This window comes from Streptomyces sp. NPDC102462 (assembly GCF_044765425.1).
Taxonomy (GTDB): domain Bacteria; phylum Actinomycetota; class Actinomycetes; order Streptomycetales; family Streptomycetaceae; genus Streptomyces.
Window position 1 is genome coordinate 23,875 of the sequence record NZ_JBIWKB010000054.1, and the last position, 24,881, is coordinate 48,755.

The 24,881-nt window shown below is 71.6% G+C and carries 16 protein-coding genes; 8 read left to right on the top strand and 8 right to left on the bottom strand.

Annotation, left to right across the window (positions count from 1 at the left end; genetic code table 11):
- Positions 1–4: 4 nt before the first annotated feature.
- From ACIRFL_RS33870 to ACIRFL_RS33880, 3 genes are all read right to left on the bottom strand, one after another.
- Entirely contained in the window at positions 5–6,880 is a 6,876-nt protein-coding gene (locus ACIRFL_RS33870) for an amino acid adenylation domain-containing protein (RefSeq protein WP_404036269.1), read from the bottom strand.
- A 25-nt stretch (positions 6,881–6,905) separates the two neighbouring features.
- Positions 6,906–7,889, bottom strand: a complete 984-nt coding sequence (locus ACIRFL_RS33875; protein ID WP_404036272.1) for an aldo/keto reductase — start codon at positions 7,887–7,889, stop codon at positions 6,906–6,908.
- Positions 7,890–7,953: 64 nt separating this feature from the next.
- The gene (locus ACIRFL_RS33880; RefSeq protein WP_404036275.1) at positions 7,954–11,247 is read right to left on the bottom strand and encodes a thioester reductase domain-containing protein; all 3,294 of its coding nucleotides are present in this window, start codon (positions 11,245–11,247) and stop codon (positions 7,954–7,956) included.
- A gap of 139 nt (positions 11,248–11,386) precedes the next feature.
- Between ACIRFL_RS33880 and ACIRFL_RS33885 the strand changes: the two genes are divergently transcribed.
- A complete protein-coding gene (locus ACIRFL_RS33885; protein WP_404036278.1) occupies positions 11,387–12,238 on the top strand; it encodes a hypothetical protein in 852 nt (283 codons plus the stop codon).
- A complete protein-coding gene (gene menC / locus ACIRFL_RS33890; RefSeq protein ID WP_404036281.1) occupies positions 12,235–13,344 on the top strand; it encodes an o-succinylbenzoate synthase in 1,110 nt (369 codons plus the stop codon). Before ACIRFL_RS33885 ends, menC begins: the two co-directional genes overlap by 4 nt.
- A 405-nt stretch (positions 13,345–13,749) precedes the next feature.
- Here the strand turns inward: menC and ACIRFL_RS33895 are convergent, their stop codons facing one another.
- From ACIRFL_RS33895 to ACIRFL_RS33905, 3 genes are all read right to left on the bottom strand, one after another.
- Positions 13,750–14,508, bottom strand: coding sequence for a hypothetical protein (locus ACIRFL_RS33895; protein WP_404036283.1), 759 nt, complete (start codon positions 14,506–14,508; stop codon positions 13,750–13,752).
- Positions 14,509–14,692: 184 nt separating this feature from the next.
- The gene (locus tag ACIRFL_RS33900; RefSeq protein ID WP_404036286.1) at positions 14,693–14,821 is read right to left on the bottom strand and encodes a hypothetical protein; all 129 of its coding nucleotides are present in this window, start codon (positions 14,819–14,821) and stop codon (positions 14,693–14,695) included.
- Positions 14,822–14,944: 123 nt separating this feature from the next.
- Positions 14,945–15,283 carry a hypothetical protein gene (locus ACIRFL_RS33905; protein WP_404036289.1) on the bottom strand — a complete coding sequence of 113 codons (339 nt, stop codon included), beginning with the start codon at positions 15,281–15,283 and terminating at the stop codon, positions 14,945–14,947.
- 28 nt (positions 15,284–15,311) lie between these two features.
- Between ACIRFL_RS33905 and ACIRFL_RS33910 the strand changes: the two genes are divergently transcribed.
- A complete protein-coding gene (locus ACIRFL_RS33910; RefSeq protein ID WP_404036292.1) occupies positions 15,312–16,265 on the top strand; it encodes a hypothetical protein in 954 nt (317 codons plus the stop codon).
- 46 nt (positions 16,266–16,311) lie between these two features.
- Here the strand turns inward: ACIRFL_RS33910 and ACIRFL_RS33915 are convergent, their stop codons facing one another.
- On the bottom strand, positions 16,312–16,584 hold the full coding sequence (locus tag ACIRFL_RS33915; RefSeq protein WP_404036295.1) for a hypothetical protein: 273 nt from the start codon (positions 16,582–16,584) through the stop codon (positions 16,312–16,314).
- Positions 16,585–17,223: 639 nt separating this feature from the next.
- On the opposite strand from ACIRFL_RS33915, the gene ACIRFL_RS33920 reads away from it, so the two are divergent.
- A complete protein-coding gene (locus ACIRFL_RS33920; protein WP_404036298.1) occupies positions 17,224–18,684 on the top strand; it encodes a hypothetical protein in 1,461 nt (486 codons plus the stop codon).
- Here the strand turns inward: ACIRFL_RS33920 and ACIRFL_RS33925 are convergent, their stop codons facing one another.
- Complete coding sequence (locus ACIRFL_RS33925; protein ID WP_404036301.1) at positions 18,685–19,659, bottom strand: hypothetical protein; 975 nt, start codon at positions 19,657–19,659, stop codon at positions 18,685–18,687. It abuts the gene before it with no gap.
- A gap of 61 nt (positions 19,660–19,720) precedes the next feature.
- On the opposite strand from ACIRFL_RS33925, the gene ACIRFL_RS33930 reads away from it, so the two are divergent.
- The 4 genes from ACIRFL_RS33930 to ACIRFL_RS33945 all read left to right on the top strand — a co-directional run bounded on the left by ACIRFL_RS33930 (position 19,721) and on the right by ACIRFL_RS33945 (position 24,865).
- The gene (locus ACIRFL_RS33930) at positions 19,721–20,392 is read left to right on the top strand and encodes a TetR/AcrR family transcriptional regulator (RefSeq protein WP_404036304.1); all 672 of its coding nucleotides are present in this window, start codon (positions 19,721–19,723) and stop codon (positions 20,390–20,392) included.
- 233 nt (positions 20,393–20,625) lie between these two features.
- Positions 20,626–22,338, top strand: a complete 1,713-nt coding sequence (locus ACIRFL_RS33935) for a hypothetical protein (RefSeq protein WP_404036306.1) — start codon at positions 20,626–20,628, stop codon at positions 22,336–22,338.
- The gene (locus tag ACIRFL_RS33940) at positions 22,335–24,452 is read left to right on the top strand and encodes an integrase (protein WP_404036308.1); all 2,118 of its coding nucleotides are present in this window, start codon (positions 22,335–22,337) and stop codon (positions 24,450–24,452) included. The genes ACIRFL_RS33935 and ACIRFL_RS33940 overlap by 4 nt, the downstream gene beginning before the upstream one ends.
- Positions 24,449–24,865, top strand: a complete 417-nt coding sequence (locus ACIRFL_RS33945) for a hypothetical protein (protein WP_404036310.1) — start codon at positions 24,449–24,451, stop codon at positions 24,863–24,865. The genes ACIRFL_RS33940 and ACIRFL_RS33945 overlap by 4 nt, the downstream gene beginning before the upstream one ends.
- Positions 24,866–24,881: the final 16 nt, after the last annotated feature.

A 24,881-nucleotide genomic window follows, 5' to 3' on the forward strand; every position in this document is an offset into this window, starting at 1 on the left:
CCTTTCACCGGGTGTGGGCACCGAGCAGTTCGTCGGCCTGCCGTTGGAGGTCGTCGCGGGTACCGATCTCGGCGGGGGGTACGGCGTCGGGCAGTTCGTCCTCGATCAGCCGGAGCCGGTCGTTGAACCAGCCGCGGACGGCCCACGCGAGTTGCAGCAGCCCGCTGAGGACGATCAGTACGGCGAGGCCGCGTCCCGGGCCCTCGGACGCGAGCAGCGGCTGGACGTACCGCTCGGCCAGCGGGCCGACGACCAGGTAGCCCAGCGGCATCGTCAGCATCATCAGGGTGATGAACAGGGACAGGACCCGGCCCTGCAGTTCGAGCCCGACCTTGCCCTGCACGATGGCGATCCAGTGGCCCTCCGCGAGGGACTCGCCGAAGCCGACCAGGAACATCCCGGTGACGATCAGGGCCGGCGCGGTGGAGATGCCGACCAGGGCCATCGCGAGACTGCCGATCCCCATCGAGACGAGCATCCCGTGGCTGCGCCGGGCCGTCCCGCCCCACAGCCCCATCAGGACACTGCCGGTGAGTCCGCCGACGCCGCCGGCCCCCAGCGCCACCCCGAGCACCGAGGCGGGCTGTTCCACGAGGAGCATCGGGGTGATCACGGCGAAGCCCAGCGTGTAGAAGGCGTGGTCGATGACGAAGAACCGGAGCGCGGCGCGCAGGCCGGGCCGGCGGGCGATGTAGCGCCAGCCGTTGCGGATCTCCGCCCCGAAGCTCTCCTCGCGGCGGCGGAACATGAGGTTCGGGAAGCGGACGAGGAGCAGCGTGAGCGCTCCGACGGCGAAGGTGCCCATGTCGACGAGGAGCACCCCGCCGATGCCGATCGGTTCGATGAGCGCGGCTCCCAGCATCGGGGAGAACACCAGCCCGACGCCCACGCCGAGTTGCCCGATTCCGCCCGCGTGACCGAGATAGCGCTTCGGCACCAGCTGTGCGACCGCCGCCAGGTAGGCCGGCCGCTGGAACGCCCCGGCCACCGACGTCACTGTCACGGCGAGATACACGTGCCACAGATGCAGTCCGTCGCCGAGCATCAGCAGGGCGAGCGCCGCCATCGCGAGCCCCGCCGAGCTGTCGCTCGCCAGCATCACCTTGCGCCGGTCCCACCGGTCGGCGACGGCGCCGGCGACCGGCCCGGCGACGATGCCGGGCAGCAGACCGATGGCGTTCACCACGGCGAAGGAGGTGATCGAGCCGGTCTGCTGGAGCACCCAGATGCTCAGCACGAGTGTGCTCAGCCCGCTGCCGATCATCGACAGGACCTGGCCGAACGCGACCAGCGCGAACTTGCGCAGATCGGGCGTCGCGCCGGCGCGCGGGGCCCGCTCGGTGTCGGGACTGTCCGCCCCGCTGGACGGCCGCCGGTCGCCGGAGACGAAGCCGGCCAGGGCAGCCGCGAGCGGCTCCGCGTGGCTCTTGAGGAAGAAGTGTCCCGCCTTGGGCAGTACGGCGAGGCCGACGCCGCCGTCGGTGAAGTGCCGCCATTCCGCGTGGCGTTCCTGGTAGTGCTCGGTGACCCGGTCCCGGGCACCGACGACGGCGAGAACCGGGGCCCTCAGCCGCCGGAACCTCTCCCGGTACGCGGCGGTGAAGTACTCCTCGGCGTCCCGGGCGTCGTGCCGGACGTTGCGGAGCACGAAGGCCTTCTGCTCCTCGTCGTCCAGATCGGTGAACCCTCCGCGCGCCCGGAGATAGGCGAGGTATTCGCGGTCGTTGGTGAAACGGTCCACGGGCACGTGCCGGTAGATCCAGTCGAAGAGCCGGCCGGGCAGCCGCGCCGTCGGGAACCCGGCGCCGAGCGCGACCCCGGCCAGGGGCACACCCGCTTCCTCGGCGCGGCGCGCCACCTCCACGGTGAGCGCCACGCCCAGACAGTGGCCGTACAGGATGACCGGGCCCTCGATCGACGACAGTTCGGCGACGATGCGGTCGGAGACGACGTCGATCGGCTCCAGTTGCTCGTCGGGCCGGGAACGGTCGTGGCCCGGCAGCTCCACGGCGCGCAGCGCCCAGTTCGCGGGCAGGGCGTCGGCGAGGGGCTGGTAGGCGACGGCGCTCCCGCCCGAGTAGGGCACCGCCACCACGGTGTGGCCACCGGTGGCGGGGTCGGCGTCCGCGGCGGTCAGCCGGTGCAGCAGCCGCTGACCGGCGGGCGCGGTGTCCGGGCGCGTGTCGAGGTGCGCGGCCAGCCGGCGGACAGTGGCGTGCTGGTAGAACTCGACCAGTCCGAGGGCCGGGTCGATGCGGCGCACGACCTTGAGGGCGGAGAACGAGTCCCCGCCGAGGGCGAAGAAGCTGTCGTCGATGCCGGGGTCGGTGGTCCCGAGGACCTCCGACCAGATCGCCGCGATGCGCTTCTCGGTGTCGGTTTTCGCCGCGGCCCCGGCGGACCTCGGCGCCGCCCCGGTGGGGGCGGGCAGACCGCGCCGGTCCAGCTTCCCGTTCGGCGTCAGGGGAAGAACGGGCAGTGTGAGGACGCGGGCGGGGACCATGTGCGCCGGCATCGCCACCGCGAGCGCCTCCCGGAAGGCGGCCTCGTCGGTGTCGGCCCCGTCCTCGGCCACCACGTAACCGACGAGCTGCGTGATGCCGCCGCTCGGCCGGTGCGGGGCCACCGCGCACGCCGCGACGCCGGGCAGCGCGCCGAGCGCGGCCTCCACCTCGCCCAGCTCGATCCGGTATCCGTTGATCTTGACCTGGTCGTCGATCCGGCCCAGGAATTCGACCACCCCGTCCGCGCGGAACCGTGCGGAGTCACCGGTGCGGTACATCCGGGCCCCGGGTTCGGCGACGAACGGGTCGCGCACGAAACGTTCGGCCGTCAGCTCGGGCCGGTCGTGGTAACCGGCGGCCACGCCGGTCCCGCCCAGGTACAGCTCGCCCACCACCCCCGCGGGCACCGGCCGGCGCAGCGCGTCCAGCACGTAGACCCGGTTGTTCGGGAAGGGACGCCCGATCGGCAACGGCGCGTCGTCGGCCAGGTGCCCGACCGGACCCTCGAAGTAGACGTTGTCGACGGTGACCTCGGTGACCCCGTACGAATTGACCACGCGGCCGCGTGGGCCGACCAGGTGCCGCGCCCGTTCGTACTCCTTGGCGTCCCACTTCTCGCCGCCGCCGATCAGCAGGTCGACGAACCCCAGGTCCTGCCCGGAGCGTTCGGTGTGGTCGAGGAGCGCACGCAGCACCGCGGGCACGAGTTCGGTGCAGTTGACGCGTTCGCTCGCCATCAGCGCGTGCAGGCCGGCCGGATCGAGCAGGGTTTCGCGCGGGGCGACCACCAGACGGCCACCGCTGAGGTGCGCCCGCATGGTCTCGCCCACGGACATGTCGAACGAGAAACTGGCCGCCTGCAGATAGGTCCAGTCGGGCCGCAGCCGGTAGGCCCGCTGCCACATGCCGGCCGCGTGGACGAGGTTGCGGTGCGTGACGACGACGCCCTTGGGCCGGCCGGTCGAGCCCGATGTGTAGATGACGTACGCCGGATCGTCGGCCGAGGAGAGCAGGGGCAGATCGCTGTCGTCGTCGGGGAGGCATTGTGCGAGGTACTCCGCGTCGACCACCACCGTCGGCCCGCTGTCGGCCAGCATGTACTCCCGGCGGTCGCGCGGATAGGCCGGGTCCAGCGGCACGTAGGCGCCGCCCGCCTTGAGTACGGCCCACATCGCGGTGAAGAGGCCGACACCGCGGTCCAGGACGATCGCCACCCGACGACCGGGTCCGACCCCCTCCAGGCGCAGCTTGCGGGCGAGCCGGTTGGCCCGGCGGTTCAGCTCCGCGTAGCTCAGGGTGTCGCCGCCCACCGTGAGCGCGGGTGCGTCGGGTGTCGCGGCCGCGTGGCCCTCGAAGAGCTGGTGCACGGCGGTGGCGTCGGGCACCGGGGCGACGACGTCGTTCCAGTCGTGCACGATGCGCCGGTGTTCGTCGTCGGTGAGCATCGGCAGCCGGGTGACCGGCGTGTCCGTGTCGCCGAGCGCCGCGTCGAGCAGGGTCAGCAGGTGGTCGAGGAACGCCTCGACGCGTGCCGGGTCGAGGACTTCGGCGGCGTAGTCGGCGTTGAGGACCGCGCCGTCGGCGGGGAAGTCGAGGCCGAGCGCCAGGTCGACCATCGTGGCGGCCGGCGGCAGCTCGCCCGCGTAGCGCAGGATCGGGTCGTCCGTCCCCGGGGTGTTGTGCACCGTCAGCATCACCGGGCTCAGGCGCTTGGCGGCACCGGGCCGGCCGAGCGCGTCCACGAGGTCGGGCAGCGCCAGCCGTTGGTGGTCGAGGTCGCCGAGGACGGCGTCCCGCACCCGCGCGACGAGTTCGTCGAAGGACGGCTCACCCGTCACGTCGCCGCGCAGCGGCAGGACGTTGAGCGCCGGTCCCACCAGCGCGGCCGGCTCACCGGCGGACCGCCCGGCCACGGGGGCCAGGACGGTGACGTCGGTACGCCCCGTGTACCGCCGCAGTACCGCCTGGAGCCCGGCGAGGACCACCATGAACAGGCTCGCCCGCCGCTCGCCCGCGTAGGACGACAGCCGGTCCAGCAGGGCGGGATCGAGCGGTCGGACGACCCGCCCGGCGGCGTAGGACGGGGCGGCCGGGCGCGGCCGGTCGGTGGGCAGTTCCAGGTCGAGGCTCGCGCCGTCGAACCGTGTCCGCCAGTACGAGACGAGCGCCGTGTCGGTCCTCGCCCCGGCGCTGCGGGCGGCGAGATCGGGCACGGGGGCGGCCGGCGCCAGACCGGGCACGGCACTGAGGTCGGCTCCGTCGCGCGCGGCCCGGTACAGCACCGCGAGTTCCTGCCCGAACACCCCTGCCGACCAGCCGTCGAACGCGAGGTGGTGCACGACCAGGACAAGTTCGTCGCCGTCCAGGAAGGCGTGGGCGACCGGGCCGTGCCGGAAGTCGACGCCGCCGCGGTCCGCCGTGCCCCGCGTCAGGGGCAGGCCTGCCGGGGGATCGATGACCATGCTCGGCTCGGTGCCGTCGTCGGGGAACCGCGCTCGCAACAGCGGATGGCGCCGGGCCAGTTGATCCAGCGCTGCGGTCAGCGCTGCGACGTCGACCGGTTCGGCCCAGCGATAACGGATGCCGAGCGTGTACACCGGCAGGTCGGCGCACACCTGCTCGGCGATCCAGTAGTCCCGCTGCATCGGACTCAGCGGGTGCGGGACCTGCTCGGCCAGCGTCGCGACGGCGGCGTCGTCCGCCACGCCCGTCGCGGCCTCGATCACCCCGGCGAGTGCGGCGACGGTCGGGTCCGCGTACCACCTGGTGAGCGTCAGCTCCGCGCCGTGGCGCAGCCGCAGGGCCGCGATGAGACGTACGGCGTCCAGGGAGTCGCCGCCGAGGGCGAGGAAGTCGTCGGCCGGGCCCGTGACGGTGACGTCGAGGACGTCCTCGAACAGGTCGGCCGCCTTCCGTTCGCCCGCCGTGAGCGCGACGTCCGTGATGTGGCCCGGGGACGCTCCCCCGGCGAGTGCCGTCTTGTCGATCTTGCCCTGGGGAGTGAGGGGGAACCGCTCGTGCCGGACCAGAACGGCCGGGACGAGGTGGGCGGGCAGGACGTCGGCGAGGGCACTGCGCAGCGCGGACAGGTCGGTCCCGGCGCCGGTGACGAGGTGGCCGACGAGCCTGGCGCGGCCCGTGCGCCCGTCGACCAGCACCACGGCGTCGGTGACGTCGTCCAGTTCGCGCAGCGTCGCCTCGACCTCCGCCGGTTCGACCCGGTGGCCCCGTATCTTCACCTGGTCGTCGAGTCGGCCCAGGTACTCGAGCTGCCCGTCGGCGGAGCGGCGCACGCGGTCCCCGGTGCGGTACTCACGCCCCCGGCCCGGCGTCGTGACGAACTTCTCCGCGGTCAGGTCGGGGCGGTTGAGGTAGCCCTCGGCCACCCCGATGCCGCCGATCAGCAACTCGCCGTTGTCGTCGATGCGGCAGGTCACCCCGGTGTGCGGGGAGCCGATCGGCACGACGTCCCCGGACCACTCGGTGACGTCCGCGGCCGTTGCGCCCACCGTGGTCTCGGTCGGGCCGTAGGTGTTGAAGAGTCGGGTGGCACCGCCCACCGCGGCCTGCCAGCGGCGCACCGCGTCGGGCCGCGCGGTCTCGCCACCGATGATCACGCACCGCACGCCGGCGGGCACGGCGGTCTCACCCCGGTCAAGGGCCGCGACCAGCTCGTGCCAGTACGCGGTCGGCAGGTCCAGCACGGTGATGCCAAGCGCGTCGCAGCGGGCGAAGAACAGGTCGGGCCTGCTGATCATGTCGTCGTCGCGCAGCACCAACGTGGCGCCCCGCAGCAGCGGACAGAAGATCTCCTCGACGCTGGTGTCGAAGCTCATCGAGGCGAACTGCAGCAGCCGGTCGCCCTCGCCGATGGCGAACCGGTCCGCGAAGACCCGGGTGAAGTCGTACAACTGACGGCGTCCGACCAGGACGCCCTTCGGACGACCCGTCGAACCCGAGGTGAAGATGACGTACGCGGGATCGCGCTGCGGACGGCTGTCGTCCAGCGGCAGCACACCGTCGGCCGTGACCAGGGCGCGGGGCCGCGTCTCCTCGACCATCATGGCCAGGCGCGCCGGGGGGTAGGCCGGGTCCAGCGGTACGTAACCGGCCCCGGCCCGCAGCACCGCGAGCATCGCCACGACGGCGTCCCGGCCCCGCGGCAGGCGGATCCCGACGAGGTCGCCCGGCCGCACGCCGGCGTCGGCCAGCCGGTCCGACATCTCGGTCACCAGAGCGAAGAGCGTCTCGTAGTCCAGCTCACCGGCTGTGTCGGCCAGCGCCACCGTTCGCGGCGTCCGGGCGGCCTGGGCGGCCAGGGACGACCAGACGTCGCCGTCCACCGCGGGACGGGACGCCTCGTGGGTGTGGATCACCCGGATCACCTCACGTTCTCGGATCTCACATCGACCAGTGCGTCGGGCGCCGGTCCCAGCGATGGGCGCGCAGCGCTTCGAGCAGATCCGCGGGCAGGGGCTCCGACCCGGACACGCTCATGTTCGAGCGCACGTGGGCGGGGCGGCGCATGCCAGGGATGACCACGGAGACGGCAGGGTGGTGCAGTACGAACCGCAGTGCCAGCTCCGGCAGCGTTCCGCCGTCCGGGACGAGAGCGCGCAGCGCGTCGACGCGTTCGACGGTGGGCGGCAGGTTCTCCGGTCCGAAGTAGACGGCCCGCCAGTCCTCGGGCGGAAACGTGGTGTCGGCGCTCAGGGTTCCGGTCAGGGACCCTTCGTCGAAGGGCACCCGGGCGATGATCGCGACGTTCTCCTCGACCGCACGGGGAAACAGTTCGTCCTCCGGCGCCTGGTCGAAGACGTTGTAGATGACCTGGACGGCGTCGACCAGACCGGTGTCGAGCGCGGCGAAGCAGTTCGTCGGTTCCCAGCGGTTCACGCTGATCCCGAACCCGTCGATCAGGCCCTCCTCCTTGAGCCGGGTCACGACCCGCTGCCAGGCCGGATCGGCCGCCCACCGGTCCTCCCAGACGTGGAACTGCAGCAGGTCGATCCGGTCGACGCCGAGGTTGTCCAGGCTGCGGCGCGTGTATTCGAGGACATGCCGGGCCGGGAAGACGTCCTCCAGGGTGTCCTGCGGGCCCGGCGGCCAGGCCCGGTTGAGCGGCGGGACCTTGGTGGCCAGCCGCAGACCGGCGCCCGGATGACGGCCGCGCAACTCGCCGAGCAGGCTCTCGGACTTGCCGCGGCCGTAGACCCAGGCCGTGTCGAAGAACGTGCATCCCATGCCGACGGCGAGGTCGAGGGCGTCCGGCGCGATGTCGTAGTCCCACCCGGTGAATCCGCCGGGGCCACCGCCGATCCCCCACATGCCGTACCCGACCTCGCCGACGTCCCAGCCCAGCCGCCCCAGGGTGCGCCGCCTCATCGGCGTCCGAGGCCCTTCGGCCGGGGCCGAGGGCGGGTTCGACGTCGCGGTCGCTCGTTCCTGGTCATGCACGGGCTGGCTCCTTGGGGCGGGTGTTCGACGCGGTGAACAGCGCGGGGTTGTCCTGGAGGAGGTTTTCGAGCACGTCACGCAGGCCGGCCTCGGTGTCGGCGAGTTCGCCGGCCCGGTGCTCGACGACGGCGAGCAGCATGCCCAGTTCGACATCGCCGGCCGCCGCGGCCTCACGCAGCTCGGAGAGGAAACGCAGGCAGGAGACCCGCTCCGCGTGCGCGCCGGCCAGATCGCCGAAGTGCACGCTGCCGGGTGTGAACAGGTGCAGGGCACGCCCTCGCACCGTGGGATCCTGTACGGCGTCGACGATGGCCCGTGCGACGGTGTCGACCGGGCTGCAGTCCGACCGGATCTCCGCCCGCGGCACCGACCCCAGCCGCTCGAAGGCGGTGAGCAGCAGATGGGTCAGGGCGTTCGGGTTGGGCACGGCGACGTCGCGGGAGGGCATCAGCTCGCCCAGGCGCAGCACGGTCACGGGCAGGTCGGCGGCGGCGTGCAGGAGCCGCTCGGCCACCCACTTCGACAGGCTGTAGCCGCTCGACGGCGGTGTCACACCGGTGACATCGATGTCAGCGGGCACCGGGCGGCCACCGGCCATCGCGTGGTCGTACAGGACCCCGAGGGTCGACACGTGGTACAGCGGGATGCCGCCGGCCTCCCGGGCGAAGCGGATCATCTCCGCGGTGCCCAGGACATTGGGCTCGCGGTGCATGCGGTAGTCGTACAGGAGGTTGACCAGCGCCCCGCCGTGGACGACCAGGCCGCAGGCCTCGGCGAGGGACCGCCAGTGGGAGGACGTCAGCCCGAACCCGGGCCGGGCCAGGTCCCCGGTGACCACGACCGTCCGCGCCTCGTGCTCGGGGCGCGCCAGCCACTGCGCCGACAGAGCGGACCGCAGGCGGTGCCGTGCGTCGGCGTCGTCGCGGCCCCGCACGAGGCAGTACACCGTCAGGTCGGTGCGTTCGAGCAGTTCGTACAGGAGCCGGGTGCCCAGGAAGCCGGTGGCGCCGGTGAGCAGTACCGCACGCGCCGCCCGGCCGCTGTCCCGGTGGCTGTGCCGGGGTTCCGGTGCGGCCGTGAGGGCGGCGAGGTCGGTGGCGACCAGCTCGGCCGGAGTCGGCACGGAGCTCTGCCCGCGGCGAGCGATCAGCCTGCTCAGGCCGTTCGCCGTGGGATGGTCCACCATGTCCCGGACGCCGAGGTCCACCGTGAACCGGTCGCTCAGCTCGACGGCGGCCGTGATCGCCTGGAGGGAGTTGCCGCCCGCGGCGAAGAAGTCCTCGTCGGCGGAGAAGTCCGGGCGTCCCAGGGCGGTCCTCAGGACGGTCAGCAGGGGATCGGCGTCGTCGGTGGTGGGGGGCTGAGGGCCGGGCCCCTCGGCGCGGGCCGCCAGGCGCCGCCGGTCGATCTTTCCCCCGTCGGTCAGCGGCATCTCGTCGACGACCACCACGCGCCGGGGTGTGCTGCCGCGCGGCAGCCGCTCGCGCAGGTGGGCGAGTACGCACTCGGCGCTCGCCGTCCCGGTGACGACGAGCACCAGCTCCCGGCCCGCGGCGGATCCGACGACCAGCGCGACCGCCTGACGGACCCCCTCACAGGCCATGGAAACGGTCTCGACCTCGCCCGGCTCGATCCGTACTCCGCCGATCTTGATCTGGTGGTCGATGCGCCCGCCGAAGTGGAACCTGCCTTCGGTGTCGATGTGCCCCAGGTCGCCGGTGCGGTACGTCCGCCCGAACCACTCGGAGCTGAAGAACCGTTCCGCGGTGCGGTGCGGCTGGCCGTGGTAGCCGGCGCCGACGCAGGCACCACCGATGAGGATCTCGCCCGTCGCCCCGGGCGGCACGGGCCGGCCGTCGACGTCGACGACGACCGCGAAGCAGTTGTCGATCGGCCGTCCCAGGGGAATGGTGTCGCCGTCGTCGGCGCCCACCTCGTGGAAGATCATGCCGATCGAGGCCTCGGAGGGCCCGTAGGCGTTGCTGACCCGCAGACCCGGCAGCAGTTCCCGCAGAAGGTGCACGTCCTGAGGGTTGATCTGCTCGCCGCCTATCACGAGGTGCCGCAGCGAGCGCAGCCGCTCGATCGTCGCCGGACGGCGTCTCAGGAGGGTCAGGAGGGCGCTCAGCACGGCCGGGACGAAGTCGGTCACCGTCACGGCGTGGGTCTCGATGAGATCGATGGTGTGCTGCAGGTCGAGATGCTCGCCGGCGGTGGGCACCACCGTCGCGCCACCCGTCGTCAGCGGCCAGAAGATCTGCCAGAACGCCGAGTCGTACGTGTGCCGGGTGTTCTGCAGCACCACTTCGCCGCTCGGCGGCGAGTCGAACCAGCGGTTCATGAACGCGAGCCGGTTCACCAGGCCGCCGTGCAGATTCACCGCGCACGAGGGGACGCCGGTCGTGCCGGAGGTGTACACCCCGTAGACGACGTCGTGCGCCGCCGGGTCGGGCAGGTCTTCGCTCGTCGGCTGCCCGATGCCCGCCGTGACCTCCACCTGGAGCGCCCGGGAGCGATGGGCGGGGGGAACGGCGGCGGGGTCGGCGCACAGCACCGGTCCGTCGAGCGCGTCGAGGACGTGCTCGATCCGACTGGAGGGCCAGCGGGGGTCGACGGGCACGTAGCCGATCCCGGCGAACACGGCGGCGGCCCAGGACACCGGCAGCGCGAGACCGTCCGCCACGAGGACGGGCAGCAGGCCGTCCGCACGCGGCACCATGGCGCGCAGCCGTGCGGCCAGGGCGGTGGAGTGAGCGAGGAACTGCCGGTAGGTCAGGGTTCCGTCGGCAGCGTGCACCGCGACGGCGTCGGGACGCTCCAGGGCGACGGACCGGATCTGTTCCGGGATACTGCGGTAGGGGCCGTGGTCCGCACCGGTTCCCGCGAGCGGACCGAGCACCGCCGACTTCGTGGCCTCGGACAGCGCGGATGCCTCACGGAGGTCGAGCGCCGGATCCGCCAGGATCGAGGAGAGCAGTTCGGTGTGCATCTCGGTGACGGCCGACGCGGCGCGTTCCCAGGGGTCACCGGGAGGGCACTGTAAGTGCACGGACAAACGGCCAAGAGGGTCCACCCGCACGTGGGCGACGGGGCCGGCGGCGCCGTCCGACGCGTCCCGCGTGTGGACGGCGACTGTCGTCGTGTCCGTCGCGGCCGGGGACAGGCCGAGATCCCGGTCCAGCCGTCGAGCGACTTCCGCCAGTGTCCGGACCGCCGCATCCGCGAGAGGGACCTCGGACGGGTCGAGCACGACCTGATGTCGCCGGGTCCCTCGTGTGACGTTCATGACGACCAATCAAGTGAGCCCTGGAGACGAAGAATTGGCCAAAGGTTGACGGTTTCTTGAAGTTGCCCTGAATGATGATCTCGAACGCTCCGCGGCGCCCCCGCCGGGCCGATGATGGTGAGTCGTGGACACAGGTGCGGTGACAGACAAGGCACGGGCGAGCGCGACGCGAGCGGCCCGCAGGTCGGGCGTACGGATGCGGGCGCTGGATTCGACGGAGCGCAGCCGAGCCTGCGAGCGGCTTCTGAGCGAGGTGTGGCAGACCGGTCCGGACCACCCGCCGCTCGCCGCCGACGTCGTGAAGGCGATGGCCGACGCGGGAAGCCACGTGATGGGCGCGTTCGACGGGACCGAGGGCGGCGGCGACCTTCTCGGCGCCTGCGTAGGGCTGTGGGGGCCGCCCGGACACCCCGCGATGCACAGCCACATCGCGGGCGTCCACGCCGCCGCTCGCGGACGCGACGTCGGCTTCGCGCTCAAACTCGACCAGCGGGCACACGCCCTGGAGAAGGGCGTCGAACGGATCACCTGGACCTTCGACCCGCTCGTCGCCCGCAACGCCCACTTCAACATACGCAAACTCGGCGGCACCGCGAGCGAGTACCTCACGGACTACTACGGTCCGCTGTCCGACGGCCTGAACCGCGCCGACGCCTCGGACCGGCTCATGCTGCGCTGGGACCTGACCGCCGAGCGCGTCCGGGCCGCGTGCGAGGAGAACACCGGTCCGGGCCCCGCCGCGCCGCCCGCGAAGGCACTGCTGGCCATCGACGGCGACCGCCCGGTCGCCCGGCGCGCAGGGGAAGGACGGGTCCTGGTCGCCGTACCGCCCGACATCGCTCTCCTCCGCACGCGGAAACCCTCCCTCGCACGGGACTGGCGCCTGGCCGTCCGCGACGCCCTCGGCACCCTGCTGGCCGATGGCGCCCGACTCGTCGACTTCGACCGAGCGGCCTGCGGCTACGTCCTCGCCCGGGGTGAGGGACGATGAGGATCGAGCGTGTGTCGCTGCACCGCGTCTCCCTGCCGCTGGTCGCCCCGTTCCGCACGTCCCTGGGCACCGAGTACGAGCGCTCGGCACTGCTGGTGCGGGTGACCGCGTCGGACGCCGAGGGCTGGGGGGAGTGCGTCGCGGGCGCCGACGCCAGCTACTCCCCGGAGTACGTGGAGGGCGCCGAAGACGTCCTCCTGCGCCATCTGGTGCCGCCGCTGATGTCCGCCGAGGACGTCACCGCTGCTGCCGTGGGACCGCTGCTCGCCGGGGTCAAGGGCCACCGGATGGCGAAGGCCGCCCTGGAGGCGGCGGTCCTGGACGCCGAACTGCGCTCCCACGGGATGTCGTTCGCGGCCGGCCTGGGCGCCGTCACCGACCGTGTGCCGAGCGGCGTGTCGGTCGGCATCATGGACTCGGTGCCGGAACTGCTCGACGCCGTCGCGGGCTACCTGGACCAGGGCTATGTGCGGATCAAGCTCAAGATCGAACCGGGTTGGGACGTCGCACCGGTACGCGCCGTCCGGGAGCGCTTCGGCGACTCCATACTTCTCCAGGTCGACGCGAACGCCGCCTACACGCGGGCCGACACACGGCACCTCGCCGGACTCGACGCCTTCGAGCTGCTGCTGATCGAGCAACCACTCGACGAGGAGGACCTCCTCGGGCACGCCGCACTGGCCCGGAACCTGCGCACCCCCGTCTGTCTCGACGAGTCGGTCGTCTCGGCCCGGTCCGCCGCCGACGCCATCGCACTCGGCGCGTGCGGCATCGTCAACATCAAACCCGGTCGCGTCGGCGGCTACCTCGAGGCTCGCCGCATCCACGACGTCTGCGCCGCGGCCGGCGTACCGGTGTGGTGCGGCGGAATGCTCGAGACGGGCCTCGGCCGCGCCGGCAACACCGCGCTGGCGGCGCTTCCCAACTTCACGCTGCCCGGGGACATCTCCGCCTCCGACCGGTACTACACGACCGACATCACCGAGCCCTTCGTCCTGCGCGACGGACACCTGACGGTCCCGGCCGGCCCCGGCCTCGGTGTCGCGCCGATCCCGTCGGTGCTGGCCGAGGTCACCACGGCGGTGCGGGAGGTGCGCCGAGACTGACGGCCATCACCACTCCTGGCCGCGGACCCACCGAGGGCAGACCCGGAGGGCGGCTGTGAGGCGCGGGGCGAGCCGTCCGGTTGCGGGCGCACATCGCCTCCGGGCCCAGCAGTTTCAGCGCCTCATGTTCTCGGCCCGCAGCCGCTTGATCTCCGCGGCCTCCTCCGAAGTCACCCCAGGGGGGCGGCCGATGTCGGCCTCGGCTTCGCGACCCAAGTCCGCACCGTCTCTGCGGAACGCGTGGGTGTTCCGTACACGGTCGTGTGGCCTGAAGACACCGAGCGCTGACCGACTGATCCGCAGCGGCGCGGGGCCGGCGAAGGGAGCGCCGTTACCCAGCCGCGGGAGTGGACCCCACCCCGTGGGAACTACTGCGGGCCATGGGGCAGTTGCTTGTGGCGACCGTCACGGAGGCTCCGCCCCGACCGCCGGGGCGGAGCCTCCCACGGCCACTGCGGGGAGCTTCGATGCCGTTCCGGCCTCTTCCTCGGCCGTCGCCGACAGGCGAGGGCTGCTCCACCGTTCCGTCGACGATCCCGGTCTTGCCGCCGACGCCGAGGAGTCGAGGACCTCGCAGAGGGTCCGCAGCCACACTTCGGGGTCGACTGTGCATCCGCGCCTGGCATGCAGGGGCCGCACTTCGCCGATGACGCAGGTGATGGTGGAGCGGTCCACCTCGCAGCAGGCGAGCAAGGCGAGCGGGAACTGGGCGGCGGCGCCCGAGGGCAGGGCGTCCCGCTCCTCCTCGAAGGCCTCGTCCTGCTTGTTGATCACGCCGGCGGGGGCGATGGCGAAGGGTTCCCCGCCATCGGCCAGGCCTTCACGCGGGGGCGGACCCAGGAGCGGGCGCGCCCGTCCAGTGCAGGCAGCGGCACCGGCGGGGCCAGCTCCGCCGCCTTGCCGGTCAACGACGAACAGGCCCAGGACCTGGAGGGCTACATCGACATCAGCCGCGCCGAGGTGCTCTTCGCCTCGGCGGTCATCCATCTGGTCGCGGTTGAAGGGCGTCTCGAGGCCCGCGTGTACCGCCAGCCGCTCGTCCAGCTCTGCCCGGTCCATCACCCGCACCGGGCGTCCGGCAGGCAGAGCATTCACGTACGCCCGCTCGGCCGCGGTCAGCGTGCAGGGCACCACCAGGAGCCACTCCCAGGAGGCGTGGCGCATGGCCCGCTCGAACGACGCCTTGATCGCGGTGCGGCGGCCCTTGAACGACGCGATGGGAAACCCGTCCGGGCTGCCGCCCGGATCTCACTCACGCCATCGTCCCACCCGGCACTGACAACGCAGGGGCGCAGAACGGCGTTCGGCCGATCCTTCGCCTTGAGGCGAGCGGGACGCCGCCCCGCGCCTACGTGAGCCGTTCGGGCCCGAGGTAGCGCACGGCCGGGAAGCGCTCGGCCAGGCGCATGACCACGGTGGCGCGCCCGTGCTCGGCGAGCCGGCGCCGGGCCTCCTTCATGTTGAGGATCTTGTCCACGGTGTAGGTCTCGGTGCAGGAACCGAGGTCGATCTGGTGGTCGCCGAGGGTGAAGAGCAGGGACTCGCATCAGGCGGTGAGACGGAACATCCCGCTGCGGATGCCGGCCGGCCGGTCCAGGCCCTAGGCGCTGATCACCTCCACGGACATGCTCTGGCCCCGCAGGACGATCTCCTCCCCGTCGAGCAGCGCGTGGATCTCCTTGACCTCGCGCACGTCTTGCCGGGTAAAGTCGTCGGGGACGGGGAAGAACTGGCTGGTCCTGCTCTGCAGCCGGGCCAGGTCGTCGTACGCATCGGCCCAGAACCGGGCTTCGCCCGCCTCCCAGTCCCGCGGTGTCAGGTCGGTGGTGATCGGGGCGCGCAGTCCGTCGGTGGTGTCCCGGGCGAAGACGAGCGCCATGAAGCGGCCGGGGTGGCTCTCGGCGACCAGCCGCAGCACGGGCACCAGAGCGGTCGGCATCGCGGTCTCGGGCGGCTCGAAGGAGAACGTGAGCTGGCCGGAGAGATCGGTGCCGGCTGAAGCGCACCTGCACCCGCATCAGGCCGGTCATGTCGCTGCCGTACAGGGTCCCGCCGTCCGTGCCGAGGACACGGTGCGTGAAGGCCACGGACAGGGAGGCGGCCGGGAAGCCGGAGGGCTGCTGGACGCTGACCTGTCCGCGCAGCGGCGGCGTCACCTCCTGGCGGGGCGAGGCGATGCGCACGCCGGCGAGCGTGAGCTGTTCCAGCCCGAGACCTACGGGCCCGGCCAGACGCGTCTCGGCGAGGTAGTCCGCCGTCAGTTCCACCTCGCCGCCGAAGCGCATGGTCTCCTCGAACTGGCGCCGCCGCTTGGCCTCCTGCTCGTCGCTGGCGGGGAAGCGGATGGGGCCGGTGAAGCGGATCGCCGCCTGCCCGTCGGGGGTGGGCCCCTTGGGCGTCAGGTGCACGACCGTCTGCCCGTCCGCGCTCAGCGTGGTGTGCAGCGCGTGGTGCGGGGAGATCTCCTGGGCCCGCGTATGCAGTGCGCTCGCCCGCTCCAGGTAGTCGGGAAGCCCGCCCAGCAGCATGTCCCGCTCGGCGCGGGCCTCGGCGATGCGCTCCAGGATATAGTCGCCGGATTCCTGCAGCGCGTAGCGCACCAGATCGGGATGGGCGGCGAACTTCTCGTCCAGCCAACTGCGCCCCAACCACGCGCGTACGAATGGGAACCGGACGCGCAGCCCCTCGAACCACTGTTCCTCGACGGGGTTGTGGTCGATCGGCACCAGCAGGTCCCAGCGCTCGGGCTGATGGCGGGCCGCCGACACCAGCGACCTTTCCAGCTGACGGCGGCGCCCGGCGGTCATGCGGCCGGTGAACGACTTCGCCTCGTAGAGGCCTACACTAGGTGCAACCGTCTGGCCTGCACCGATGCCCCGCCACACCCCCGAGAACCCCGCTCAACTGTGGAACGCAGGTGACGGGTGGTGATTCCCAAGCCGCGGACGCCGGTCGGTGCGGCGACGGTCAGCTCGGTCGGTGGCGGAGCAGGGTGGCCCGTAGCTCGTTCTCGGTGATCTGCTCGGCGGGGCGGTGGAGCGTCCAGCGGTGGGCCTCGCCGTCCATGGGCAGCACCGCGACGACGGTCTCCAGCGACGGGTGGCCGACTTCGCCACTGATGAATTGGCGGATGATGATGGCGGTGTCGTCGTCCAGGCCGAGCAGGGCGCGTACGGCATTCTTCAGTTCGCGCAGGTGTGGGCTCGGCCAGGCGATTCCTGGGCGCGGTTCCAGGTACATGGGGGTACTCCTTGGTTCCGGAATGACCGGAATGAGGGGCGGGCGGCGCAGAAAGTGCCGGTGAGGTCGACGGTGTGTTCGGCGGCGAAGCCGAGCCGCAAGCGTTGCGACTGGCCCGCCTCCCGACGCTGTCGGTGTGCGCCGGCGGGGTGTGCTGTAGCCGCGGCACGCTGGAGGTGGCGGTGGCGGTGGCGGTCGGCGGGACGCAGCCGGGTGCGCCCCGTCGGCCTGTCTGTTCGCGTACGGCAGCCACACCGTGTCCGCCTGCGGCTCGCGCAGCGTGGTAGGGAGTGGCCGGTGGTGAGTGTGGCTTTGCCGGGCCCGCCCGCCGCACCCCGAGCCAGGACACAGGTGGGCCGGGCGGCTTCGTGGCGGTGGTTCAGGTGGGTGGTGTGCGGGTGGTGGCCCAGTCGGGTGTTCTGACGGGCGCTCGGGCAACGCGGGGCTGCCTGGTCATGGCCACTTGCCAGATGGCGAGGAGCAGCAGCGTGCCGGTTTCGGCGAGGAGGCTGAGGACGGCTTGTGGCTCGGGCTGCAGACCGTGCTCGGTGAATCCGAACACTCCTACGGTGCGCGAAGCGGCGAAGCCGCCGAGAGCCCCGAGCGCGACGCCTGCCGCGGCGGTCCTCAGCAGCAGGGGTGGGGTTCCGATCAGCAGCAGGGCGGCGAGGCACCTCCCGCACCACGGGCCGACCGTGGTGCTCCGCCTGCCAGCGCCGCACAGCACCGTGCTCGGGATGCGGAGACGTCACGGCGGTCGTCTCCGGCACGCTCGACCAGCCCCTCTGCACGGACTGCACCGCCCCCGAGGTCTGGCACACCTGTCCCACCTGCACCGACCCCGACTACCCGCACCCTGGCCAGTGCGCACGCTGCCTCATCAACCGGCGCCTGGGCGAACTGCTCGGCCCTCCGTCCGAGAACCTCCACCCCGGCCTCGAAGCACTTCGACGCAACATCGCCACCACCGAGCACCCCATCACCGCCAGGCGATGGCTGAACAAACCGTCCGTCTCCCCGGTCCTGTCCGACCTCGCGGCCGGCCGCCGAGCCCTCACCCACGAGGCCCTCGACGAACTGCCCGACAGCCCGCCACTCGCCCACCTTCGCCAAGTCCTCGTCGGCGTCGGCGCCCTGCCCGAACGCGACGAGTACATGGTTCGCCTCGAACGCTTCCTCACCGGCCTTCTCGCATCCCAGCAGAGCCCCGAACAGCGCAAACTCCTGCACCGGTACGCGATCTGGCACCTGGTCCGACGACTTCGCCGGCGCAACAATGGCCGCCCGATCACCCCGCAGCAGTTCATGTCCGCACGTCAACGCACCAACGCGGCCGTGGCCTTCCTGAACTGGCTGACAGCCCACGACCTCACGCTGGACACCTGTCGGCAGGCCGACCTCGACCGGTGGCTCACCGACGACTCCGCCACCTACCGCCAGACGGCCGGGCACTTCATCCGCTGGGCCCGCACCAACAAGCTCACCGCCGTCCATGTCCCCGCCGTCCGCTGGAACGGCCCCACACAGCCACTTGATGACGAGCACCGCTGGAAGGTCGCACGACGGCTCCTGCACGACGACACCCTCAAGCCCGAGGACCGGCTCGCAGGGCTGCTTCTCCTCCTCTATGCCCAAGGACCATCGGCGATCCATCGGTTGACCATCGAGGACGTTGAGGTCGGCTCCCAGGAAGTACGTCTCCACCTCGGCAATGCACCCGTCCACTTGCCCGAGCCCGTCGCCGCACTGGCTCGCGCTGTCGCCGCGAACCGCAAGGGCCACGCGACCATCGGCGCCCTGGCCCCATCTCCATGGCTCTTCCCCGGCGGCCAGCCCGGACGGCCAATCAGCACCACACAGCTCACACAACGCCTCAACCAGCTCGGAATCCGGCCCAACCAGGCCCGCAGCACCGCGCTCTTCCAACTCGCCACCGAGATCCCCGCCGCGATCCTCGCCCGCACCCTGGGCATCCACACCGACGTCGCCGTCGCCTGGCAACGTTTTTCCGCCGGCGACTGGGCCAACTACGCCGCCGAGATCAGCCAGCGAGCCACCCGATCGCTCCAGCAAGGAAAAGACGTACGTGACCTCCGGTGATCAGTGCGGCGCGACCGGCGGACTGCCCAGTTCGTTGATGAGGCGCCGGTATGTTTCGAAGGCCGCCTTCGGTGCGTAGTCGTCGCGCAGAAGACCGAAGCGGTGGAAGAGCCCCTCGGCGGTGCTGTCGGCGTCTCGCAGGGCAAAGAACGAGTATCCGTCGATGTTCAAGTCGGCAGAGAGAGCGGACACCGTCCGCACGACGGTTTCGAGGACCGCGGCCTGTCGCTGCTCGCTGCGGCCCGGGCCGGTGGGCCAGCCGTTCTCGCAGATGCGGATCGCGACGCTGTCGGGGATGCCGGCCCTCTGCAGGTCGGTGCGCCGGAACGCGGTGAGGACCGCAGTGACCGCTCCCGCCAACTGCTCAGCGGCGATGGGACGGAATACGTCCGGGAAGAAGTCCAGGCCAACGTAGTCCAGGCTCTGCCGGAAGCGGTCGTCGGCCAGGGCGCCGAGCTTGGACCAGAAGGTGTCGGCCGCGTTGAAGGTCGGCACGGCGTTGAAACCGACCGCCACACTGCGACCCAGGGCCCGCGCCTCCTGCTTGGCCGCGACAACCCCCTCAACGAGCGCATTCAGAACGTTGGGAATGCTGCCGTCGACCACGGGCAGGTCTGCGTTGGGCTCTTCGCATATCTGGACGGATGCCAGATGCGGCCCACCGGTGCGAACAGCCTCGCGGACGAACTCCAGCCACCCCTCCAACTCGCCGGACGGCTCACGGAACTGCAGCACGAGGTCCAGCTTGCGGCCCCGCTGGAGATACGTCGCGGGATCCGCGGGCGTGGGCGGTTCCAGCGGCGTCACGGTGGCGGCGAACGAGTGGTAGGCGCGCACCGACAGGCTGACCGTGTCGCCTTGGAGCGTGTCAAGCGCCTCGGTGATGCGGTCCGGCACGTCCGGGCGGACCGGGTAGACGATGCCTTGGTCGTCGCCCAGGATCCCGCCGGGATAGATGCCGAAGTGCAAGGTCATGCTTACTCCACCCAGAAATATTGGTGTCACTACAAATTTGTTGTGACACTATCATCTAGGTATGGGCCTTCGAGAGACCAAGAAGCGGCAGACCCGCACGGCGATCGCCGACGCAGCCCTGCCCCTCTTCCTGAAGCACGGCTTCGACCAGGTCACGGTGGCTGAGGTGGCACGATACGCAGGCGTCTCCACCAACACCGTGTTCAACTACTTCCCCACCAAGGAAGACCTCTTCTTCGATCGCCAGGCAGAAGTAGAGGGCCACCTCGCCACCCTGGTACGCGACCGTGCACCCGGCGCCTGCCCAGTGGAGACCATCCGCGACGACCTGCTGACCGCCCTGCGGCACGAAGACCCCGCACTCGGGCTCCACTCCGACGCGCCTCGGTTCTGGCAGGTCATCCGCGACAGCGCCGCACTGCGCGCACGCGAACGCGAGATCAGCGAACGCGCCGAGGCCGTGCTGGCCACCGCCCTGGCCGAACACCCGCCGAACACCTCCACCGGATGGAACCAGGGCGACCACCCGGTGCTCACGCTCCTCGCAGGGGCCATCGCCGGCACACACCGGGCCGCGTTGCGCGAACTGCAACAACGAATCTTGTCCGGCGAAAAACCCACCGACGCCCGCGACAGCATCGCCACAGCGACAGCCCAGGCATTCAACCTGCTCTGCTCCGGACTCCACACCGACGCCGACCAGACGTCGCAGGAGCTACAGCTCCCTCGGTAACCCCGCAGCCCAGCCGAGGCATTCGGACAGTTCCAATACCCGACGTCACCATTAGCCCCGGTCGCGGACCTGCAGCTGCGCTCGCTGCTGGCCGACTTCCAGCCGGCCGACGGTCCGCTCCGTGAGGGGGAGCTGACGTCGGTGTTCGCCCGGCTGGCGAGGGAGAGCGAGGGCATTCAGGACCTGGACGACAAGCTGGTGGCCCGGTGAGCCGCCGCGGCCGCGCAGCCGCCTTGCCCGACACTCCACACCAGCGGCCGACGGCCCTGGAGCACGACGGCCTCGTGGTGACCCATCGGGATCAGCAGGGCAGGGTGCGCCAATACGACTTCGGCACGTTCCCGGTCCCTGGGCCGCTCAAGCGGTCGTTGGCCATGCTGTTCGCCGCCAAGTGCACCCCGGGCGGGGGTTGGGACAGCGTGGAGACCAGCGAGGCCAGCTGGTACGTGGTCCGGCCCTTTGCGGAGTTCCTCAGCGAGCTGGACCGGGTGCCGCAGGACGTGGACCGGCTGACCGTGGCGCATTGGAATGCCTGGCGGCTGAGCCTGCCGCCGACCACGAACGGGTACACCAAATACTCCACCGTGGCCGGCCTGCTGCAGCTGGATGGGCGGCTGGCGCGGCCGGTGCGGGAGACGATGGCCCAGCGGTTCGCGTGGACACCGGGCCGCGAACTGGCTTACACGCACGAGGAGTTCACGGCCATCCGTGTGGCCGCGCGGCGAACCTTTCGTACGGCGCTGCTGCGGATACGGGAGAACTCCGAGCACCTGGCCGCCTGGCGGGCGGGCCGGATTGAGACGGGCGGCACCGCATGGCTGCTGGGCGAGGCGCTGGACGTCCTGGCCCGCACTGGTGACGTGCCCGTCTACGACAAGCCGCGCACGGTCCGCAGGCGCTACCGGGCCGCGCTGGCCGGCGGCTCGGCGCGGTGCACCTGGGGACGGCTCTACCTCGGTCGCAAGGAGACGGCCGCGCTGGCCGTGCTGATCATCGCGGAGCTCGGCCTGAACGTCACGACCCTCTCCGAGATGCCCGTGCCCGAGACACTGCCGGGCACAGCGGAGGCGGGTATGCCGGTCTACCGGCTGCAGTTGGAGAAACGGCGCCGCGCGGGGCACCGCGGCAGGTTCGAGAGCCGCAATGTGACCGACTCCGGCGCCGACTCCTCCGGGCGCATCATCACCGAGGCCCTGGAGGCGACCGCGCACGCTCGGGCCCTGCTGAAGCAGTTGGATGCCGATGTCGACCGGCTGCTCATCTGGCGCCAGACCACCCCGCACGACGGCCAGGGGTATCGGAGGGCAGTGCGGATCGGCCCATTCGGGCTGGGGGTGGACGAGCTGGCCGGCGGCGACTGGGCACGCTCGGTGGGACTGCGGGGTTCCCCGTTGCGGCGCATGCGCAAGACGGTGAACGTGCTGCACCGGCGCGAGCCCGGGCAGAACACCCAGGACACCCACGACAGCGTCTACGTGCTGGGCGAGCCGCAGGCCCAGCAGCAGGCGGTGCCGGTCATCGCCGACGGCGCGCTGGAGGCGGTCGATGCCGCCCGCCGCACCGTCTTCACCGCACGCCTCACCTCGGAAGAGGAGGCGGGGGAGCGGCAGACGGTCACCGCGGCCTGCGCGGGCTGGGAGCACAGCCCGTTCGGCCCGGCCGGGCAGGGCTGCGCTGCCTCGTTCCTGCTGTGCACGGCCTGCCCCAACGCCCGGGTCACGCCCGCCCATCACCCGCGCCTGGCTCACCTGTTCAGCGCCCTGGACCACTTGCGCGGCGTGGTGGAGCCGGGCATCTGGGAGGCGGATTGGGCGGATGCCCATGCCCGGCTGACCGACCTGCGCGGCCGGCTCAGCGGGCCGGTCTGGCAGGCGGCGCTGGAGGCCGTCACCGACACCGACCGCACGGTCATCGACCAGCTTCTGCAAGGGGACTTCGACCTGTGACCGCTCTGCCTGCCGAACTTCCAGCCCTGCCTTCCTGGGACACGCCCGTGGTCGCGCCGTCGCTGGTCCTGGCTCCCGGCCCCGTGCCGGTATCGATCTACGCCGACGAGGTGTGGTCGCTGGCCCCGCTGGTCGCCAACCCCAGCCTGGCCCGGCCAGGGCTGGACTGGTCACGGTTCCCGGACGCGGTGCGGTCCCAGGTGCAGCTGGCCGCCTGGATGATGATCAACACGCCGTTGCCGGCGAGCGTGCTGGTCGGCCATCCGAGCTGGCACTCCCGCCTGGGCCCGACCGGGATCTACCACACCGTGCTGCGCTGGCAGCGCTTCACGCTCTGGCTGCACCAGCAGGGCCTGGGCGGTCTGCACGCGGTCACCGAAGACGTTCTGGTCGCGTGGGCTGGCCATCTGGCCCGGCAGCCGGGCGCCAGCCGCGGCAACGTCACCAAGGACCTGGTGGCCCTGACCCGGTTGTGGGCGTTCGATGCGGCCGGTCCTGCTCCGAACGGGATGGCAATACCACCGTGGCACCGTCTTGGCGTCGACGACTTCCTGCCCCGGGCATCCGGCGCCGGGCGGGGCGAGAACGCCACCGAGGTGATCTCCCCGGCCACCATGGGGCCGCTGCTGATCTGGGCGCTGCGCGTGGTCGACGACTTCGCCGACGACATCCTCGCCGCCTGGGCAGAAAGCCGACGCCTGGCCGACGCCGCCGTACGCACTCCGGGCACGCTCGAGTCCAAGGCCCGCCTGAAGCGCTACCTGGAGGATCTCATCGACCGCGGCGAGCCGGTGCCCTCGAGGCCCAACGCCGGCTACCGCCACGCCCTGGCCAACACGTACATCGCCGCCCAGATCGGCTGCCCGTCGTCGCAGATCAACGCCCTGCTGGTGACCGAGCCGTGGCAGCACCTGCTCGCCTACGTCGACGCCAACCCCGGCCCGTGCCCGCTGGCCACACCCATCAGCGGCCGCATCGACGGCGAGCCGTGGACGGCGTTCATCGACTTCACCGAGACCCGCGACCTCATGCGGCATCTGGGTACGGCCTGCTTCATCGTCCTGGCCTACCTGACCGGGATGCGCCCGGCCGAAGTGCTGGGCCTGGAAACCGGGTGCTGCTTTGAGGTCACTTCCGGCCGGCACGTCATTTACGGGCGCGAGTTCAAAAACGCCTTCGACGAGGACGGCAACCACCACTCCGCCGGCCGCCTGCGCGAGGTGCCCTGGGTGGCGATCCCGCCTGTGGTGAGGGCGATCCGCGTGCTGGAGAAGATCGCCCCAGCCGAAGGGCTGCTGTTCGACGCGGCCACCCACACCTTCGTGAACACCCCCACACCCAGCACAGCCTCCCTGCGCTATTCCGGGCTGCGTACGCGCATCGAGGCCTTCGTCGCATGGGCCTCCACCCTGGCCCGCCGCCTGGGACGCGAGGGCGAGGTAATCCCCGACGATCCGCACGGCGCGATCGGTCTGGCCCGGTTCCGCCGCACCCTGGCCTGGCACATCGCGCGCCGCCCGGGCGGTCTGGTGGCGCTGGCCATCCAGTACGGGCACATGCGCACGGCGATGAGCGCCGGGTACGCCGCCCGCGGCCGCGACGGCATCCACGAACTGCTCGACATCGAGACCGCCCGGGCCACCGCCGACACTCTCACCACACTCCACGACGACCTCACCCACGGTGTGGGCATCTCTGGCCCCGCCGCCCGGCGCGCGATCCACGCCGCGGCGCAGGCGCCGACGTTCGCCGGGTCGATCCGCACCCACCGCCAGGCCCGCGACATCCTGCGCAACCCCGCCCTGACCGTCTACGACAACCCGCGCGCTTTCCTGATGTGCGTCTACAACCGGGACCGGGCCCTGTGCCACCGTCTGGACGTCACCGAGGCCCCGCGGCTGGACCGCTGCCAGCCGTCCTGCGCGAACATCGCGCGCACCGACCAGCACGCCCACAAACTCCGTCAGCACGCACAGGCCCTGGACAAGCAGGCCGCCTCCGAGGCGGTACCCGGCCCGCTCGCCGACCGGCTCGCCCAGCGCGCAGGACACCTGCGCCAGCTAGCGGATCGGCACGAACACGTACGCATCCACATCGAGGAGCCGATGCAATGAGCCCAGCACCGGATGAACGCGACCGCATCTGTGCCGCGATGGACCGCATCCTGGGCGGCACACCGCAGCACTCGAACGGAGCGCTGACGATCGTCGCCCTCGCACTCGAAGCCGGCGTCCCGCGCAACGCCCTTACCCAGCGGCACACCGACCTCAAGGCGCAGTTCTACGACAAGGTCCGTGCCCGCGGCGGGACACCAGATAGCGAGCAGCGTCTGCGTCAGCAGGTCCGGCGGCTCAAGGAGCTACGGGCTTCCGACGCCGAAGAGATCGCCCGGCTCAAGGCGGACGTCGAGGCACTGGTGGGGGCTCTGCACCAGGCCACGACAGAGAACAGCCATCTGCGCCAGCAGCTCGCCGACCGCCATGCGGTGGTCCGCACGCTGCCGAAGCAGGCGCCGATCGGCAGGTAGCGGATCATGTCGTGCT

Excerpts from the sequence above, each read along its gene's own strand:
- ACIRFL_RS33930 (WP_404036304.1), top strand. The coding sequence starts at position 19,721 with ATGGGCCTTCGAGAGACCAAGAAGCGGCAGACCCGCACGGCGATCGCC.
- ACIRFL_RS33905 (WP_404036289.1), bottom strand. The coding sequence starts at position 15,283 with ATGCCGACCGCTCTGGTGCCCGTGCTGCGGCTGGTCGCCGAGAGCCAC.
- ACIRFL_RS33915 (WP_404036295.1), bottom strand. The coding sequence starts at position 16,584 with ATGTACCTGGAACCGCGCCCAGGAATCGCCTGGCCGAGCCCACACCTG.
- menC (WP_404036281.1), top strand. The coding sequence starts at position 12,235 with ATGAGGATCGAGCGTGTGTCGCTGCACCGCGTCTCCCTGCCGCTGGTC.
- ACIRFL_RS33925 (WP_404036301.1), bottom strand. The coding sequence starts at position 19,659 with ATGACCTTGCACTTCGGCATCTATCCCGGCGGGATCCTGGGCGACGAC.
- ACIRFL_RS33875 (WP_404036272.1), bottom strand. The coding sequence starts at position 7,889 with ATGAGGCGGCGCACCCTGGGGCGGCTGGGCTGGGACGTCGGCGAGGTC.
- ACIRFL_RS33895 (WP_404036283.1), bottom strand. The coding sequence starts at position 14,508 with ATGCGCCACGCCTCCTGGGAGTGGCTCCTGGTGGTGCCCTGCACGCTG.
- ACIRFL_RS33945 (WP_404036310.1), top strand. The coding sequence starts at position 24,449 with ATGAGCCCAGCACCGGATGAACGCGACCGCATCTGTGCCGCGATGGAC.
- ACIRFL_RS33880 (WP_404036275.1), bottom strand. The coding sequence starts at position 11,247 with ATGAACGTCACACGAGGGACCCGGCGACATCAGGTCGTGCTCGACCCG.